Genomic DNA, 17,927 nt, shown 5'->3' on the forward strand with positions numbered 1-17,927 from the left:
TGTCCTTTTTGTGAATTGTTATATTTAATTTTCGTCATATTTGTTACAACTGAAAAAATATTTATTATGTATTTATTGACATATATAAAGTGAAACTTCAATCAACCTTTATCCATTGGGCTTTTACGGGACAAAACAAAAAAACGAGCGACTTCATTCGCTCGTTTTTTTCATCCCATTATTCCGCACTTAATTGGCCTTGTAATTGCTGCACAATCATTGGATTCGCAGGTGCTGCCGGTTTGTAATAACTCTTTTGCTTTGCGTACTCATACATATTACGTTGGCGCATTTCATCTTGATTACGAATTTGAATTAATGTTTGGTGTAACTGTTCATTATCAGACTGAGCAATATAATTTGCATAACTTGTTAAACTTGCATTTAATCCTGCTAAATAATCATTTACCATATCTTTTTCATTCATTTCTCTCTTCCTCCTATCCTAAAAAAGTCATTAATTGTTGCTTCGTATTTCGTGCATCTTGCGCATCCTTTTGTAGCATTTGTTTCAACTCTGGATCTGTACACGTCTGTGCATACTGCTCCAACTTGTTAATAATTGTTGCGTGTCCACCGATTAAATGACGTAAGTTTTCTACTTCAAGCTCTGTTAAATTTTGCATGTAATACTCCTGCCTTTCTTTGTTCATTCGTCATTAGTATTTGGTTCTTTTTGGATTATATACATGCATGAATTAACTTCTCCTACCTATAAACAAAATAAAAGATGCATAGCTAGGCCATCCATCTTTTATGCTAAATATTCGTTCAATTTTATAGAGATACAATCATACTTATACTCACAAGTAAATTCCATACAATGTGTAAAATAATACTAGGTATAATAGATTGCGTCTTTTTGTATAACATCGCAAACACAATCCCCATAATCGTCGCCGTAATTAGAAGACCTCCATGAAGAATTCCAAAAATGAAGGAAGAAATAATGATACCAACTAAAAAATTATATTTCTTTTCTAAAAATCGATATAAAATACCTCGAAATAGAATTTCTTCTTTAACCGGTGTAATTATAGCAACACTTAACACATATATAATACTTTGTAGACTATTTTGAAGTCCTAAGCTCCCTAATTGTTTCTGTTGTTCTGCTGCACTTTCAAAACTAAACACATGTAACATTAAATATTGTGATAACGCAATAACCATAAAACCAATTAGTAGATATAAATATGTCTTCCCATTCTTCAAAACGGATAAATCCCAAATATATTTAATAAAATGAAGAACTGGTTTATAAGCTAATAAAACGATAGCAACAACAGCTGCATCTAATAAAAGGAAATAGTACCCTTCTAAATTATCACGCAACGCTTCCTCACCATAAATCCCAAAAGCTAAACCAAGGAATAACCCTCCTAGAAGTAAGAATCCTAAAATGATTGCTATCATTACAAATAGATTTTTATATGTTATATTATCTATTTTCCTTTCCACACTATACGCTTCTAACACCGTTTTACTCATACTATTCCTCCATTTGTTTTCATTACCTTAACAAAAATCCTTTAATATAAATATAAGGATAATATAACAAAAATTTCAAAAAGAATAATATGCAATTTTACATATTATGAACGCTTTGTATTCTATAGTTTTAGGAATTATATTGTTATATAATAATTATAAAATAAAAATTTCTTACTTCCACATCATGATCCCCACTTCATACTAAACCTTATGAATAAAAGGAGAGGTAAACATGAAAACACATGATTTTCTTACTAAGGTGCAAGATAGCTATGACCCTAACCCAAGCCAAGACCCTTTTATATTTATGTTTTTCGGTTTCCTATTAGCGATATACACATACTTAAAACCCACAAAATAATATCATTTAGCAAAAAAGAGCCTCTAAACAATTAAAGGCTCTTTCTAGTTAAATTCCTTTCCGCTTCTTCAATCGCCCGTTGCATTTGCACTAACGGATTTTTAATCATCTTCCCATGCCCTGTCGCTAATATAGACGGCTTATACTCTAGCAATTTCTGAGCGCTTTTTAATGAAACTTCTGCATCCCACGTACCAAACATAGGAAACGGAAAAAGCCACATCAACTGTCCTGCTACCGCCACTCCTCCTCTCGTTTGAAATGCATCTCCAACAATGAGCGCATCATTTCTCGTGTCTAAAAACGCCATTGATCCTGGTGTATGGCCTGGGGCTGCAATTGCTACAAGTGAACCAATTTGATCTCCCTCTTGAAGAAGGATATCTGGAATCGTCTTTATCCTTTTTGACACACTCACTTTTACTTGCGTGCCTGGTTCTCCGAGTTGCAGTGACAAATCCCCTTCAAGTAAACGAGCATCTCTTTCAGAAATATAGACCGAAACATTCGGCAGTTCTTGTTTTATAGCATCAAGCGCTCCTACATGGTCATCATGTGCATGTGTTATAACGATATTCGTAATCGGTTTTCCTAGTTTTCGAGCCGCTTCTAAAATCTTCTTTGCACAAAATGGCAAAGCTGCATCAATTAACGTTAATCCTGTTTCTTCTTCGACAAAGTAACAGTTAATCGGAAATAGACGCGGTAAAAATGCGATTTGATGAACTGTTCCTACTTTTATTAACTTCATCTCCTATCCCTCCATGAAAAAGAGCTGTTTACAAATACATATGTAAAACAACCCTTTTCAAGAATCCATCAATAAAAAAACCAGCAGCCAAACGGCCACTGGTTCCTTTTCATCTATTAAACTGTATAACGCTCATCTTCTAAAATTTTCGCAGCGATTTCACGTTTCTTCGGAATTACGTTAAGTGGCGTGTGGCGAGTTAATTTACGTAATGATGATAACATCATGCGCAGCATGTCGCCGTTTTCAACTGCGATAAGTGTTTCTTTCGCATCTGCTTCGATTTCGTTGAATGCTTCTTGGCAGAATACTTCAGTGTATAACACTTTTTGTTTATTCTTTTCAAGACCAGTTGTTTTAATTGCTTTTTCTGTACGAAGAACAGCTGATTCCATTGCATAAAGGTTGCTTACGATGTCAGCGATATTCACAAGAATTTCTTGCTCTTTATCTAATGCTTTACCGTATTTTTGAGCCGCTAATCCAGCTACCATTAAGCCGATTTTCTTCGCGTTAGTTACTAAATATTTTTGAAGTGCTAATGGCTCATCGCCTACTTCTTCTGGCATCATCATCATTAACTCTTCTTGTAATTTTTGTGCTTTTTGAAGAAGTGGTAATTCACCTTTCATCGCTTTACGTAAGAACGTACCTGGTACGATTAGGCGGTTAATTTCGTTCGTTCCTTCGAAAATACGGTTAATACGAGAATCGCGGTACATTCTTTCAATCTCGTATTCTGCCATAAATCCGTAACCACCGTGAATTTGAACACCTTCATCTACTGTATAGTCTAATACTTCAGAACCGAATACTTTATTTAAAGAGCACTCGATTGCATATTCAGCGATAGAAGCTGCTACTGCTTTACCGTCTTTCACTTCTTCTTCAGATAATGTGCTCATGCGGCTTTCGAATAAACCTACTGTACGATATACAGAGCTTTCAGCTGCATATGTTTTCGCTGCCATATTCGCAAGTTTCTCTTGAATTAATGGGAAGCGAGCGATTGGTTGTTTGAACTGTTGACGTTGGTTTGCATATTGTGCTGAAATTTCTACTGCACGTTTCGCAGATCCAACTGTACCAACACCTAATTTATAACGACCGATATTTAAAATGTTGAACGCGATAATATGACCTTTACCGATTTCACCAAGTAAGTTCTCTTTTGGTACTAATGCATCCTCTAAAATTAACGTACGAGTTGAAGAACATTTAATACCCATTTTCTTTTCTTCTGGGCTTGTAGATACGCCAGCATATTCTTTCTCTACGATAAATGCTGAGAAGTGCTCTCCATCGATTTTTGCATATACGATAAATACGTCAGCGAATGCAGAGTTTGTAATCCACTGTTTTTCACCATTTAATACGTAATGTGTACCTTCTGCATTTAAACGTGCAGTTGTTTTTGCACCTAATGCGTCAGATCCTGAACCTGGCTCTGTTAATGCGTATGCAGCTAATTTTTCACCAGTTGCAAGTAATGGTAAATACTTTTTCTTTTGCTCTTCGTTACCGAATAATACGATCGGTAACGATCCAATACCTACGTGAGCACCGTGAGTAATTGCAAAACCACCCGCGCGAGAGAATTTCTCTGCGATTAACGCTGAGCTTACTTTATCAAGACCAATTCCACCGTACTCTTCTGGTACGTCAGCACCTAATAAACCAAGTTCCCCAGCTTCTTTTAAAAGACGAACAGAACGATCAAACTCATGTTGCTCTAAATATTCAAGCTCTGGAAGAACTTCATTTACGATAAAGTCCTCTGTCGTTTTTGCAATCATTTTATGCTCAGATGAAAAATCTTCTGGCGTAAACACTTGATCAATCGTAATCTCATCAACTAAAAAGCTACCGCCTTTAACCGCATTTCCTACTGTTTTTTCCATGAAAATTTCCTCCTTCATATTTTCATGAGCCGCTTCTCTCTTTTTGAAAGAAACTGGCTCTCCCGTTTATTTTTTATAAACCTTTGTTGCTTCCATTCTTTTTTTCATAATCCAGTTCCAGTGGCTAAAACAGTCGGTCGTTTCACCCCTTCCTGTGAGGCAAAAAGCGCCTCTTCGTCAGGGCTTCCAACGCCCTCCTGTTCTGAACAAGTAACTTCCACTTTTTTACAATCCAGTTCCAGTGGCTAGAATATTCGGTGGCTTCGCTTCTTCCTGCGAGGCAAAAAGCGCCTCTACGTCTGAAGCTCCATCCCCCTCACATTCTGAACGAGCCACTTCCACTTTTTATAGTAATTCAAACACTCCCGCTGCTCCCATTCCGCCGCCGATACACATTGTTACGATACCGAATTGTTCGTTGCGGCGTTTCATTTCGTGAATAAGAGATAGTGTTAGTTTTGCTCCTGTACAGCCAAGTGGATGTCCAAGTGCAATTGCACCACCGTTTACGTTTACTTTTTCTTCATCTAAACCAAGTTCACGAATAACTTGGATTGATTGAGAAGCGAATGCTTCATTTAGTTCGAATAGGCCGATATCAGATAGCTCTAAACCAGCTAATTTTAACGCTTTTGGAATTGCAGCGATTGGGCCAATTCCCATTACTTCTGGTGGTACGCCAGCTACTGCAAATGAACGGAATTTCGCAAGTGGCTTCATACCATCGCTCACTGCTTTTTCACGATCCATTAATAGTACAGATGCTGCACCGTCACTCATTTGTGAAGAGTTACCAGCCGTTACAGAACCGCGAACGTTAAATGCTGGACGTAATTTACCTAAAATGTCTAGCGTCGTCTCTGCTCTTACACCTTCGTCTTGTGCGAAAATGATTGTTTCTTCTTGCAGTTTATTGTTTGAGCCAACCGAGCGTAACATCACATCTACAGATACTGTTTCATCAGCAAAGTTACCAGCAGCTAATGCTTTTGCAGCACGTTGATGACTTCTTACTGCAAATGCATCTTGCTCTTCACGAGAAATTCCATATTTCACAGCAACTTGCTCTGCTGTATGTCCCATGCCCATATAATATTCTGGAGCCGCTTCTACAAGGCGACTATTCGGACGAACGACGTGTCCCATCATCGGAACTAAGCTCATTGATTCCGCTCCGCCTGATAATACAGCTTCAGAGTGTCCAAGCATAATGCGCTCTGCTCCATAAGCAATACTTTGTAAACCTGAAGAACAGTAACGGTTGATTGTAATAGCTGGAACATCGTAAGAAAGCCCTGCTAATCCGCCGATATTACGAGCCATATTTAAACCTTGCTCTGCTTCTGGCATCGCACAACCGAAAATTAAATCATCGATTGGTCCTTCATAATTCGCACGCTTTAACGTTTCCTTTACTACTAACGCCCCTAGATCGTCAGGACGAACTGTTTTTAATGAACCCCTCTTTGCTTTTCCAATTGGTGTTCTTGCTCCCGCAACAATGACAGCTTCTCTCATGAACGATATCTCCCCTCGTTATTAGTTACGTAATGGCTTTCCTTTTACAAGCATGTGCTGCATTCTTGCTTGTGATTTCATCTCACTTACTAAGCTAATAAATGCTTCACGTTCTACATCTAATAAATACTGCTCATCAACTTCTGTTCCGTACGGCACTTTTCCGCCCGCAATGACATATGCAAGTTTCTTCGCAATGTGAAGATCATGTTCAGAAATGTAACCAGATAAATGCATTGCTTCTGCACCAAGTACAAGAGTTGCATATCCTGTTTCGCCAACAACTGGTATCTTTTTACGAATCGGTGCTTTATAGCCAGCTTCATATAAAGCAAGTGCTTTCTGTTTCGCATCATATAGTAAGTGATCACCATTCACACTAATACCGTCTTTATCGCCTAAGAAGTTGTTCGATACAGCTTCTTGTGCTGATGTAGAAACTTTCGCCATCGCTACAGATTCGAACACTTTATTCGCAACTTTTTGCAGATCAAACTCTACACCGTTTGGCATTTTATTTAAGTGTTTAATGTATAGCTCTTTATTACCGCCTCCGCCAGGGATTAAGCCAACACCAACTTCTACTAAGCCCATATACGTTTCACTAGAAGCTTGAATGCTAGCAGCCGGTAAGCAAACTTCTGTACCACCACCAAGTGTCATACCGTATGGAGCTGCTACAACTGGCTTAGAAGAGTACTTAATTTTCGTCATTGCATCTTGGAAGTTTTTCACAACCAACTCAATTTCAAAGTAGTTGTCATCTTGTGCTTCCATTAAGATCATTGCTAGGTTCGCACCAACGCAGAAGTTCTTCGATTGGTTACCGATAACAAGACCTTTATAATTCTTTTCTACTTCATCAACAGCGTAGTTAATCATTTGCGTAATATCCATACCGATTGCATTGCTCTTCGAATGGAATTCTAAGCAAAGGATGCCGTCACCTAAATCAATTAAGCTCGCTCCGCTATTTTTCTTTAATACGCCATTTTTCGCTTTTAATTGCTTAAGAGAAATTGCCTTTTTATTACGTTCGATTCGCTTATATTCGCCATTATCATAATAGTAGCTATCTCCGTTATCATGTTTGTAGAAAGTAGTGAAACCTTTCTCTAACATTTCTTTCACCCAAGTCGGAACAACTGCACCGTTTTCTTCCATCTTTTGAACGGACTTTTCAACGCCGATTGCATCCCAAATTTCAAATGGTCCTTGCTCCCAACCGAAGCCCCATTTCATCGCTTGATCAATTGCCACGATATCGTCAGCAATTTCTTTATGAAGCTTTGCAGAGTATAAAAGAGTTGGTGTGATGATATTCCATAACAACTCACCTGCGCGGTCTTTCGCGTATACAAGCGCTTTCAATTTATTCGCTAATCCTTTTTCTTGCTTACTTAACTCTACGGATGCAGCTTTTAATTTTTTGCGCGCTTCGTATTCCATCGTTTCAGGATTTAATTCTAAAATTTCTTTTCCTTGTTTTAAGAAGAAGCCTTGACCAGTTTTACTTCCAAGCCATTTTTTATCAAGCATGTCATGCATGAAAGTTGGTACTTTAAATACATCACGCTCTTCTTCTTGTACGTTTTCATATACGTTATTTGCAACGTGTACGAATGTATCTAAACCAACAACATCTAATGTGCGGAACGTTGCGCTCTTCGGACGGCCAATAAGTGGGCCTGTTACAGAATCAACTTCTCCAATGCTATAGCCACGCTTAATCATTTCTTGAAGCGTTACAAGCAAGCCGTACGTACCAATGCGGTTTCCAATAAAGTTTGGTGTGTCTTTTGCGATAACAACGCCTTTTCCAAGAACATCTTCGCCAAATAGTTTCATGAAGCTTAATACTTGTGGATCTGTTTCTTTCGTCGGTATTACCTCTAGAAGTTTTAAATATCGTGGTGGGTTAAAAAAGTGTGTGCCTAAGAAGTGCTTCTGGAAGTCGTCTGAACGACCTTCTGCCATTTTTTCTACTGAAATGCCTGACGTATTCGAGCTTACAATAGAACCCGGTTTACGAACAGCATCTACTTTTTCAAATAGTTTCTTTTTAATATCTAAGTTTTCAACTACTACTTCAATAATCCAATCTACATCAGCTAGACGCTCAAGATCATCTTCTAAGTTACCTGCTTCAATCAGTGCTAAATTTCCTTTCACTGTCAGAGGAGCTGGTTTTTGCTTTAATAGTTTTTGCACAGCCGTATTACTAAAACGATTTCTCACACTTTTATGTTCTAATGTAAGTCCCTTCGCTTCCTCTTCTTTTGTTAGCGCAGGTGGTACAATATCAAGCAATAATGTCGGAATACCAATATTAGCTAAGTGTGCCGCAATCCCTGAACCCATTACGCCTGAACCTAGAACAGCAGCCTTTTTAATTTGGAACATCCAATTCTCCCCCTATTCTTGAATGAATGCTCATTCAATTTTTCGACATAAGTCGCAATCAATGAGTGAGCCTCTACTAATAAATATATGATACTGTTTAAATTTTCGCAATATATTTATTGATAAAATTTTCTGAAATAAATATTTTTCTTTTATTTGCCCATGCTATATATGTGTATTTTCTTCACTAAAATGCACTTTTCCTTTTTACAATCTGACGAAACTGGAGGAATATATATGGCAAAACTTAAGAAGAACCCCTCAAAAGCTGGAATTAGTGCAGCGAGTGTAACCGGAAATGCAGGTCCGCATAACCACGGTGTGGAAAAAGGACGTCAAGGTAATAACCAACAATATAAGAAGCATAATATGGGCGAAAAATAACGCTATATTTTTGGGCAGAGAACGTGGCATAATGATTAATGGCTGCTTTTTCTGCCCAATTTATTTGTACATATGGAAAACAAAAGAGGGAACGATGATGAAACGAACAATAGTTATGATTGTAATGATTGCTACACTATTTACAGGGATGATTTTCTTCTCTTATGCACAAAGACAACAAACTGTAAGAGCTGATCAGCCTAGTATTAAGGGGCAATACGGAATTACAATCGATGCAGACACAGGTGAAATTTTGTATGGAAAACGCGAAGATGAACGCTCTTATCCGGCTAGTATAGCCAAAATGATGACAACCCTTCTCTTACTAGAGAATGTAAAAGAAGATGAAGAAATTACAGTTACAGAAAACGCAATAAAAACAGAAAGTCAAAGTAAAAAAATTAAGCTGCGTGCTGGGGAAAAATTAAAACGCGATGAGGCATTAAAACTTATGCTTATCATTAGTGCAGACCCAATCTCTGAGTCAATTGCAGAACATATCGCAGGATCAAAAAATGAGTTTGTGAAAATGATGAATGCTAGAGCGAAGGAACTTGGTACAAAACATGCAACTTTCAAAAACGCAAGTGGTGCTGATGCACTTGGAAATAAAGTATCACCATATGACATTGCCATTATTACGAAAGAAGCATTAAAATACCCAATTGTTTTACAATATATGAATTCAGTACATACAACTCTATATACTTCCGAACGCTCTCCAAAAATCGCAAACTATGGACGAGAAGAACTATATGACGATCCATATGCGATTGGAAGTAAAAGCGGTCTATCGGCACTCGGAAAATATACGGTCGTAACTGTTGATGAGAAAGACGGTAAACGCGTCATTAACGTCGTATTATCTTCTACTCGCGCGCAACTATATCCTGATACGAAGAAAATGGCACATTACGCATTTAAGCAATTAAAATAACCAAGGAGTATTTTCTCCTTGGTTATTTTTTAACCATACCTTTTAATACGAACGCAACGTTCGCTGGACGCTCTGCTAGACGGCGCATGAAATAGCCATACCAGTCGTTTCCATAAGGTACATAAACACGCATCTTGTAGCCTTCTTTTACAAGCTCGAGTTGACGCTCATTACGAATACCATATAACATTTGGAATTCAAATTGATCCCTTGGAATTTTGTGTTCTTCGGCAAGTTTTTTCGTATATTCAATAATTGCTTCGTCATGTGAAGCAATTGCAGTATAATTTCCATTTAATAAGTGCATTTTAATAATTTTTTTATAATTGTCATCTACATCTTTCTTGTCCGGGAACGCTACTTCTTCAGGTTCCTTATAAGCCCCTTTTACAAGACGTAAATTAGGATTATAAGCATTTAAATCTTCCATATCTTTTTCTGTACGATACAGGTAAGCTTGAATAACAGTACCAATATTATCGTATTCAGATTTTAATTGTTTAAAGATATCAATTGTCTTCCCGCAACGCGTATAATCTTCCATATCAATTGTAACAAACACACCGTTTTCTTTTGCAGCTTCTAAAATACGGCGCATATTGTTCATTACGATTTCATCTGAGATATCTAATCCCATAGAAGTCATTTTTAAAGAAAGCTGTGAATCAAGTCCTTCTTTTCCAATTGCACGAATCGCTTCAATCGATTGGTTAGCCATTTCATTTGCTTCCGCCTCATTATCAACGAATTCACCTAAATAATCGATTGTTACACAAAGGCCTTGCTTGTTCAATTGTTTAATAGCTGCTGTCGCTAATTCGATTGTCTCCCCTGCGACAAAACGACCTGCTCCAAAGCGTAAACCGTACTTTTTAGCTAACTTTGTTAGCGCTTTATTTTTTGACAAGAAAAGAAACGAATTTCGCATTAATTGTTCCATGTAATTCACCCCTATGACTGTACTTTATCTGTTTTTTACCCCTCTTCAAAATTATATCATTCTTTAAAATTATTTGATACAAATAATTATTTAGATAATTTATAAAATACTATAAAAACATTTAAAACCTCATATTCTCGCTTGTAAATATAAAAGGAATATTTTTCGACATTTAGAAAAAACGGGTTTACTAGGCCTCAAATAGACATGTTGAAAATATTCGACACACCTATAAAACCCTTTATATTCCATCCAAATTATATGAGGATATTAATAAGGTGAAACTTTAATTAGAGCCCCCTCCGATTATTAACCCTCATCAATCGGACTTTTACGAGATAAAAAAAGCTTAAGGTGAAATTCACCTCAAGCTCTCTTATTTTTCATTTCGCTTCTCTTCATTTATCTTTTTTATATCTGAAATTAACTGTACCATTTCTTCTTTCGCATCGGGATACGACTCGTTCCAATGCTTCACTAAAGCTGGCATCGTCTTTGCAATGTAAGAATAAAGTGCCCACTTCTGCACCTGTTCTTTTCTTTCTTCATTGCTCTCTCCCAGTAATAGTTCCGTGTACTTCTCTAGCAACCCATCAAATTGCTCATTAAACTTTTCACTCACCTTATTTACCTCCTATATGAAAAAAGCAGCGATGATCGCTGCTTTTTCTTATAATTTTGATCGAACAGAGTTTAATTTCTTCTCCATTGTGCTTACTTTATCACGGCGATCATCGATACGAATTGTTGTTGCAACGCGTTGTGCACCTTTCGTATAGGGAACTTCATGCATTTGTTGAATTACTTCTAGAATGACAGGAAGATCTCCTTCAATAACTGTATTCATCGGTGTTAATTGATACTTCACGCGATCTGCATTTTTCTCTAGCACCTTTTGTACTTCTGCTACATATTCACTAACACTTGGATTACCTGTTCCTACTGGAATAATCGAAACGTCAACAATTGCCATAGTAGTTTTCCTCCTATAATTGCTTCTTATATATCCATTGTCTATTTTACCGAAATCCTCATCATTTTACTAATATGTTACTCTTCCACTTTAAACTGCTCGACTAATCTTTCTAAATCTCTCATATGCTCTGTCAAGCTTTCCATCGTATGAGCTACCTTTTCTAGATGATTCACTTGCGATTCAGTTGCAGCATTTACCTCTTCAGATACAGCTGCACTTTCTTGACTCGTACTAGCAATTGTATGCATTACCTCTGTAATTTCACCTTGCTCGTGACCTATATTGTTTACTTCTTCTACAATTTTTTCAACTGAGATACTAATCGTATTTACAACCGACATAATTGTACGGAATTCCGCCTCTGCCTCTGTCGTCACTTTATTTTGTATATCAGCAATATCTTTCAATTTACTTACGACCTCTACAACTCGTTTTACTTCTAATTGGACATCGCCAATCATTGTTGCGATTTCTCCTGTTGCCTCTTTTGATTGTTCCGCTAACTTTCGAACTTCTTCAGCCACAACTGCAAATCCCTTACCTTGCTCACCTGCACGTGCTGCTTCAATCGAAGCGTTTAAAGCAAGTAAGTTCGTTTGATCCGAAATACCTTTTATAAGCTCTACAACATTTTGAATCGATCCGACTTTTTGCTCTAACTTACCAGATGCTTCCTCTGTATGAACAACAATCGAAGATGACTCTCCTCTTGTACGAACTAAATTCTGCATCGTATTTAACCCTTGCTTAGATGCCTTTTCCGCTTTACCAGCCACTCCTTCTATTTCACCAACGGAGCTATTCATTTCTTCCACTGACTGCGCCATGTTCTCAAGCTGAGCTGAAACTTCATCTACACTATTGGCAAGAGTAGAAGCTCCCACGCTCACATCATCCATTGCACCTGACACTTCTCTACTAGCGGCCACCGTTTCATTCGTTAAATAATGGAGATTATTCGTTGATTGCTGCACTGTTGATACACTATTTTTAATTTTACTTACCATTTCATTCATTTGCCCAACCATATGATTAAAATGGTTCGTCAGCTCTCCAACCTCATCTTTACTTGTCACTTTCATTTGCAGTGTTAAATCTCCTCCTGCTACTTTTTGAACGTGATTCGTTAATAATTGCAGTGGCCTTGCTAATCTTCTTGAGAATAAATAGGAAGCTACTATTCCAACTAATAAACTAATACATGCCATTATAATGACTGTATTTCTCATACTACTTAACAATCCATCAATTGTTTGTTTCGGATAAAAAATTCCTATCTTCCATTTCATCGCATCAAATAACTGACTATAAACAACTACATCCTCACCTTTTAATGTAGTTTCAGCATATTTTGTAACATCTTTATTCAAACTCTTCAGCAATGGCTCTTTAGAAATATCTTTCCCTGTCTTTTCTGGGTAAACAAGAGCTATATTTTTATCATTTATAATAAACATTTCTCCATCATTATTGTATTGAATATTATGAAGTAACTTCTGAATTGTTCCGAGCGATACATCCATCGCAACAACGCCTAATACAGAACCATCTTCAGACGTAATAGCTTTAGAAACCCCTACACTTAACTTTCCTGTCGCGATTTCATATGAAGGTTGTCCCCAATGAACCTTTTTCACATCAGCCTCTGAATCTTTATACCACGGTCTTGTCGTTGGATCATATCCTTCCGGCACTTTTCCACCTTCAGCAAGATTGGCACTTAATGTTTTTTTATCTTTCGTACCAATATATAAATCTAAAATACCAGGATGGTTCTTTTTATACTCCGCAAACTCTTTCGTTAAAAATGCTTCCTCTTCTGGAGTAACTCCATCTTGAATCATATTACGAATCATCTCACTGTTCGCATAATACTCCATATCTTCATCAGTTCTTTGAACAAATGTCGTAAGTTGCTCTGTCACAAGATCCATCGTATTTTGAGAATACTGGTCTAAGGAACTTACTTCTTTCTCTTTCTGTAATTGATACATAGCTGTACCCAATACTACGAACATCATAGAAATAAGCACTGAAAATACTACCGCAATTTTTAAACGTAAACTTCTTAACATCTTTCCCCAAGCATCCCCTTCGCATTAAATTAAAATCTCATTAATCACTATATTAAGTATAATAGATAAAATTAAAAAATTGAAATTAATTCTCACCTTAATACAATTAGAAAACGGACTACCACTTGTGCAAAAACAAATAGTTCATTATCCTTAAAATATAATCTCATTCGTTCGGAGGGAACTATGTTACAAAAATTCGGTTTCTCACAATATGAAAGCCAAGCTTATGAAGTTGTCGTATCAAGCAATGAACCGTTAGATGCTACAACAATTGTGAAGCACTCTGGTGTTCCAAAAGCAAAAATATATGAAGTGCTAGCACGCCTGATAGATAAAGGAATGGTAATGGATTCTGTTTCAGAAAAGAAAAAGTTGTATACAGCATTACCACTAAAACTAGCAATTGAAAAATTAACGACAGAATTCCAATCAAATATTAAAGACTTAGAAACGAATATATCAAAAAAATCATTTACGGATGACCGTGTGTGGAGCTTAAAGATGCAATCTTCTATTCGAGTTCAAAGTAAAGAGCTCATTGAAAGTGCAAAAAAATCGATTCGTATTTCAGCTTGGAATGACACTCTTTCAGAATACCTTCCTTTACTAGAACAAAAAGCAAAACAAGGCGTCCAAATTGAGTCCCTTATAGTTGGAAAAGTAGAAACAGATTTAGAAAACATGCATTTTCTAATCCCAGCTGAAGAACCTAATGCATTAGAGCGCTACTTACTACTCATCGTTGACGACCGTGAAATTTTATTTGCTGGTGTAGAACAAGAGTCATGGCAAGCAATGAAAACAATGTCACAACCTTTCGTGAAGTTCTTTACAGAATTCTTCTATCATGACGTTGCACTTGCGAAAATTACCCAGAAACACCATGATCTCTTTATGGAAGATGAGGAAATTAAGAGTTTGTTGATGAAATTAAGATACTAATTAAATAATAAAAAGGAGTCTAGTTTTTCACTTAGACTCCTTTTCATTTTGTTCCTTTATATCCATCAACAGCTCAATGATTTTCTCATTTTGCTCCACTTGTTTCTCTGAATTTTGATAGATGAAACGAACCCATCTAAAGAGAAAAATTACAAGAAAGAATGGTATGATCGTAAATAAAAAACCAATGATTGAAAAACTTGAATACATATACTATCACCTCGCTATATATACCTTCTTCATTTTTCTACTAACCCCTTCCATTTTTTACAAATAAAAAAAGAACCTATCAAACGATAGATTCTTCTTTCACAAACTGAGTAGAACGTCCTCTCGTAATGGAGAAAATCGCACAAAGCAGTGCCAATATAATAAAACCTCCGCCTACCCAAGCGTTATATATAACAGATGATTTTTCAATAACAACTCCGCCTACTGTTGAACCGAGCGCAATTCCTAAGTGAAGGGCAGAGTTATTTAAACTTTGCTGAATACCAGCTGATTCTGGTGCAATTTCAATTAAGTAATTTTGTTGTGCTGGTGAAATAGCCCAGCTCAGCATACTCCAAAGTCCCATCATAATAATGAAGAGCGGGAATGAAAATGTCATCATTGGCAACATAAAGATTGCACATGCAAATACGATAATGATGGAAATAATACTTTTCTTCGATCCCCATTTATCAGCAAGCAAGCCCCCAAGGCCGCCTCCAAGTACCGCTGCGATTCCGAAAATAAAGTAAAACACACTAATCCAGTTCGCTTCCACATGCATCACATCTTTTAAAAATGGTGTTAAGTATGCATACAGTGTTAAATGACCTGTTAAAAATAAAAATGATGTTAACTGTGCACTCACAATTTTTTTATCTTTCAACGTAGCAATTTGTTCTCTTATTGATAATACCGATGTCGGTGGAACTTTTGTTAAGAACAATGAGATACAAGCGATCGCCATAACAGTTAATATCGAAATGAATACAAATGGCGCACGCCATCCGTATGCATTTCCGAGTACAAGACCAAGTGGTACCCCAAGTACGAGCGAGCCGCTAATCCCCATGAAAATAATTCCAATTGCACGCGCACGAAAATGCGGTTCTACAACGCTAGAAGCAAGTGTTACAGATAGCGCAATAATTAATGAACCACTTGCCGCACAAATTACCCTTGAGAACATTAACATTTCGTAATTTACACTAAATGCTGAAATAATATTTCCGATTAAGAAAATTGATAATGCCCCAATGTATAATGTTTTTCTTTCAAACTTTCCTGTTACCGCTAATAAAACTGGACCTGATAAAGCAAATACTACTGAAAATATTGTTATAAGCTGACCAGCTGCGCTAATAGATACTCCTAAATCATTGGCAACTAAATCAAGCGTTCCTCCTATAATTAGCTCAACCGTTCCGACTACGAAAGCCGCAATAGCTAAAATATATACACGAAAATTCAAGTCTTTCCCCACGCTTTCTATCTTGGTTACTACTATTATAGTAACCAAGATAGAAACTGTAAGCAAGTACAATTTTTTTACAATAAAAAAGGTAGGCGCATTATACACCTACCCCTCCATCATTCAGTTTCTTTCTTCTTATTTAAATACCAATACACCGGAAGTCCCGTAAAGACAATTCCAATTGATAAGAAACAACTTACCGGATCATTGATAATTGCACTACCAATTACAAAGAACGAACCTAAAATCGCTACGATTGGTACGATTGGGAATAAAGGTACACTATATGCACGCTCTTTATTCTTATTACGCTTTCTTAAAATGAAGACACCAATAAACGTCATTACATAGAAAATATAAATAATGAATACGGAAATCTCAGATAGCTTATTTGGATCACTAATAATCATTAAAATAATTCCTAAAATGATTTCAACAGTAATCGCATTTGCTGGTGTTTTAAATCTTGGACTTTCCTTTGCAATAAACTTAGCAAATGGAAGTTGTCCACGTTCTGCCATCGACATCGGGATACGTGGGAACGTTAAAATCTTTCCATTTAAACAACCGAAAATAGAAACGATAATACCGATACTAATAATTTTTCCGCCATATTCTCCAAGTAGCATGCCTGCAGCTGTCGCTGTTGCATTTTCTCCAAGGTCTACAATTTGTGTTGCTGGTAATACATTCAGTAACGCCAAGTTAATTAATACGTAAGCAGCAGTTACAATTAAAATACCAACTGTCATTGCCTTCGGTAATAACTTTGTTGGATTCTTCATTTCTCCGCCGATGGAAGCGAGTAAAATCCAACCGTCATAAGCAAATAAAGTTGCTAAAATTGCCATACCTATACTTTGATTTTCTGATATCGGCACTACTACGTTAAAAATATCACTATTTCCTTTCCAAAAGCCTAATACAACAATTAAAATGATCGGAATCATCTTCCCTATTGTCGTAACCGTTTGGACGATACCTCCATATTTTGTTCCCATACTATTTACAACGCCTAGGAACACAACGGTACCAATTGCGATTGGTAAATTCCATACTTTATCTAAATAGAAAAAATTGATCATTAAAGAACTAAAATACAACCCTAACGTTCCAATAATAGCTGGGCCATACACAATCGTTTGCATCCAGCCTGATAAATACCCCCAAAAACTTCCGTAAATCTCCTCTAAATACGTATACAACCCACCATTTTTCGGGATTTGCGCTCCAATTTCAGCTACTGTTAAACCACTTGCTAGTGTCAACAGACCACCAATTACCCAAGCAAGAATAGCCATATTAGAACTCCCTGAGTAATCTAATACGCTCCCTGGTTTCATAAACACACCAGATCCAATGATAGTCCCTACTACGATAGAAAGCGCTACTGTTAAACCAATTTTGTTTTTCTCATCATGATGCATGCTGCGTATCCTCCTTCCAATCCTAGTGTGATGCAAAAATGAAATAAAAAAACACTCCTCCCTAAAAAAGGGACGAGTGTTATATTCGTGGTTCCACCCTTGTTTCAATTCGCAAAGTGACATACTTCACCAATTTCTCAAGTCTAAATAACGGTTTTTGCCGGCAAGCAATTACTAGGTATCCGTTCACTGCTGCAGTTCAGAGGTGGTAATCTATTTTCCCGTACTAGGAAGCTCACAGCCAAAGGCTTCCCTCTCTGAGAATCGTAAAAAATTGATCATGTCCTCATCATCACTTCTTGATGTCGAATTTTGTAGTTATTGTTCATTATATTGAATTGTTAGAAAAA

At 36.9% G+C, this 17,927-nt stretch carries 17 protein-coding genes and 1 other annotated feature; of the genes, 3 read left to right on the top strand and 14 right to left on the bottom strand.

Going from position 1 to position 17,927, the window contains the following annotated elements:
• Nucleotides 1-178: 178 nt before the first annotated feature.
• From MHH42_RS25300 to MHH42_RS25330, 7 genes are all read right to left on the bottom strand, one after another.
• The gene (locus tag MHH42_RS25300; RefSeq protein ID WP_340894471.1) at nucleotides 179-427 is read right to left on the bottom strand and encodes a spore coat protein; all 249 of its coding nucleotides are present in this window, start codon (nucleotides 425-427) and stop codon (nucleotides 179-181) included.
• A gap of 13 nt (nucleotides 428-440) precedes the next feature.
• Nucleotides 441-626, bottom strand: a complete 186-nt coding sequence (locus MHH42_RS25305) for a hypothetical protein (protein ID WP_001180553.1) — start codon at nucleotides 624-626, stop codon at nucleotides 441-443.
• Between the two features lie 151 nt (nucleotides 627-777).
• On the bottom strand, nucleotides 778-1,491 hold the full coding sequence (locus MHH42_RS25310) for a CPBP family intramembrane glutamic endopeptidase (protein WP_000048028.1): 714 nt from the start codon (nucleotides 1,489-1,491) through the stop codon (nucleotides 778-780).
• A gap of 395 nt (nucleotides 1,492-1,886) precedes the next feature.
• A complete protein-coding gene (locus MHH42_RS25315) occupies nucleotides 1,887-2,606 on the bottom strand; it encodes an MBL fold metallo-hydrolase (protein WP_000767046.1) in 720 nt (239 codons plus the stop codon).
• A 116-nt stretch (nucleotides 2,607-2,722) separates the two neighbouring features.
• Nucleotides 2,723-4,507 (bottom strand): acyl-CoA dehydrogenase family protein, encoded by a 1,785-nt coding sequence (locus MHH42_RS25320; RefSeq protein ID WP_000416287.1) that lies wholly within the window; start codon nucleotides 4,505-4,507, stop codon nucleotides 2,723-2,725.
• A gap of 345 nt (nucleotides 4,508-4,852) precedes the next feature.
• On the bottom strand, nucleotides 4,853-6,025 hold the full coding sequence (locus MHH42_RS25325; protein WP_088020149.1) for an acetyl-CoA C-acetyltransferase: 1,173 nt from the start codon (nucleotides 6,023-6,025) through the stop codon (nucleotides 4,853-4,855).
• Nucleotides 6,026-6,046: 21 nt separating this feature from the next.
• Nucleotides 6,047-8,428 (bottom strand): 3-hydroxyacyl-CoA dehydrogenase/enoyl-CoA hydratase family protein, encoded by a 2,382-nt coding sequence (locus MHH42_RS25330; protein WP_097872969.1) that lies wholly within the window; start codon nucleotides 8,426-8,428, stop codon nucleotides 6,047-6,049.
• Nucleotides 8,429-8,665: 237 nt separating this feature from the next.
• On the opposite strand from MHH42_RS25330, the gene MHH42_RS25335 reads away from it, so the two are divergent.
• Together MHH42_RS25335 and MHH42_RS25340 are read left to right on the top strand one after the other, a co-directional pair.
• Complete coding sequence (locus tag MHH42_RS25335; RefSeq protein WP_001096344.1) at nucleotides 8,666-8,812, top strand: YuzL family protein; 147 nt, start codon at nucleotides 8,666-8,668, stop codon at nucleotides 8,810-8,812.
• Between the two features lie 97 nt (nucleotides 8,813-8,909).
• Nucleotides 8,910-9,749, top strand: a complete 840-nt coding sequence (locus MHH42_RS25340; RefSeq protein WP_070173904.1) for a D-alanyl-D-alanine carboxypeptidase family protein — start codon at nucleotides 8,910-8,912, stop codon at nucleotides 9,747-9,749.
• Between the two features lie 22 nt (nucleotides 9,750-9,771).
• Here the strand turns inward: MHH42_RS25340 and MHH42_RS25345 are convergent, their stop codons facing one another.
• The 4 genes from MHH42_RS25345 to MHH42_RS25360 all read right to left on the bottom strand — a co-directional run bounded on the left by MHH42_RS25345 (nucleotide 9,772) and on the right by MHH42_RS25360 (nucleotide 13,740).
• Nucleotides 9,772-10,689, bottom strand: coding sequence for a proline dehydrogenase (locus MHH42_RS25345; RefSeq protein ID WP_340894474.1), 918 nt, complete (start codon nucleotides 10,687-10,689; stop codon nucleotides 9,772-9,774).
• Between the two features lie 376 nt (nucleotides 10,690-11,065).
• Complete coding sequence (locus MHH42_RS25350) at nucleotides 11,066-11,311, bottom strand: YusU family protein (protein WP_097837628.1); 246 nt, start codon at nucleotides 11,309-11,311, stop codon at nucleotides 11,066-11,068.
• A gap of 48 nt (nucleotides 11,312-11,359) precedes the next feature.
• On the bottom strand, nucleotides 11,360-11,662 hold the full coding sequence (locus MHH42_RS25355; RefSeq protein ID WP_001018862.1) for an MTH1187 family thiamine-binding protein: 303 nt from the start codon (nucleotides 11,660-11,662) through the stop codon (nucleotides 11,360-11,362).
• Between the two features lie 77 nt (nucleotides 11,663-11,739).
• Nucleotides 11,740-13,740, bottom strand: coding sequence for a methyl-accepting chemotaxis protein (locus MHH42_RS25360; RefSeq protein WP_340894476.1), 2,001 nt, complete (start codon nucleotides 13,738-13,740; stop codon nucleotides 11,740-11,742).
• A 186-nt stretch (nucleotides 13,741-13,926) separates the two neighbouring features.
• Between MHH42_RS25360 and MHH42_RS25365 the strand changes: the two genes are divergently transcribed.
• Nucleotides 13,927-14,685 carry a TrmB family transcriptional regulator gene (locus MHH42_RS25365; RefSeq protein WP_000939471.1) on the top strand — a complete coding sequence of 253 codons (759 nt, stop codon included), beginning with the start codon at nucleotides 13,927-13,929 and terminating at the stop codon, nucleotides 14,683-14,685.
• A gap of 27 nt (nucleotides 14,686-14,712) precedes the next feature.
• On the opposite strand, the gene MHH42_RS25370 is transcribed toward MHH42_RS25365, so the two are convergent.
• The 3 genes from MHH42_RS25370 to MHH42_RS25380 form a co-directional block, all read right to left on the bottom strand.
• Nucleotides 14,713-14,895, bottom strand: a complete 183-nt coding sequence (locus MHH42_RS25370; RefSeq protein ID WP_000287384.1) for a hypothetical protein — start codon at nucleotides 14,893-14,895, stop codon at nucleotides 14,713-14,715.
• Nucleotides 14,896-14,974: 79 nt separating this feature from the next.
• Complete coding sequence (locus tag MHH42_RS25375; RefSeq protein WP_002060232.1) at nucleotides 14,975-16,159, bottom strand: MFS transporter; 1,185 nt, start codon at nucleotides 16,157-16,159, stop codon at nucleotides 14,975-14,977.
• A gap of 107 nt (nucleotides 16,160-16,266) precedes the next feature.
• Nucleotides 16,267-17,577: an APC family permease gene (locus tag MHH42_RS25380; protein ID WP_000546326.1), complete on the bottom strand. Its 1,311-nt coding sequence runs from the start codon at nucleotides 17,575-17,577 to the stop codon at nucleotides 16,267-16,269.
• Between the two features lie 65 nt (nucleotides 17,578-17,642).
• Nucleotides 17,643-17,879: a binding site (T-box leader), on the bottom strand.
• Between the last annotated feature and the right edge of the window lie 48 nt (nucleotides 17,880-17,927).

Origin of the sequence: Bacillus sp. FSL L8-0099 (genome assembly GCF_038006385.1) — a bacterium.
GTDB lineage: Bacteria > Bacillota > Bacilli > Bacillales > Bacillaceae_G > Bacillus_A > Bacillus_A toyonensis.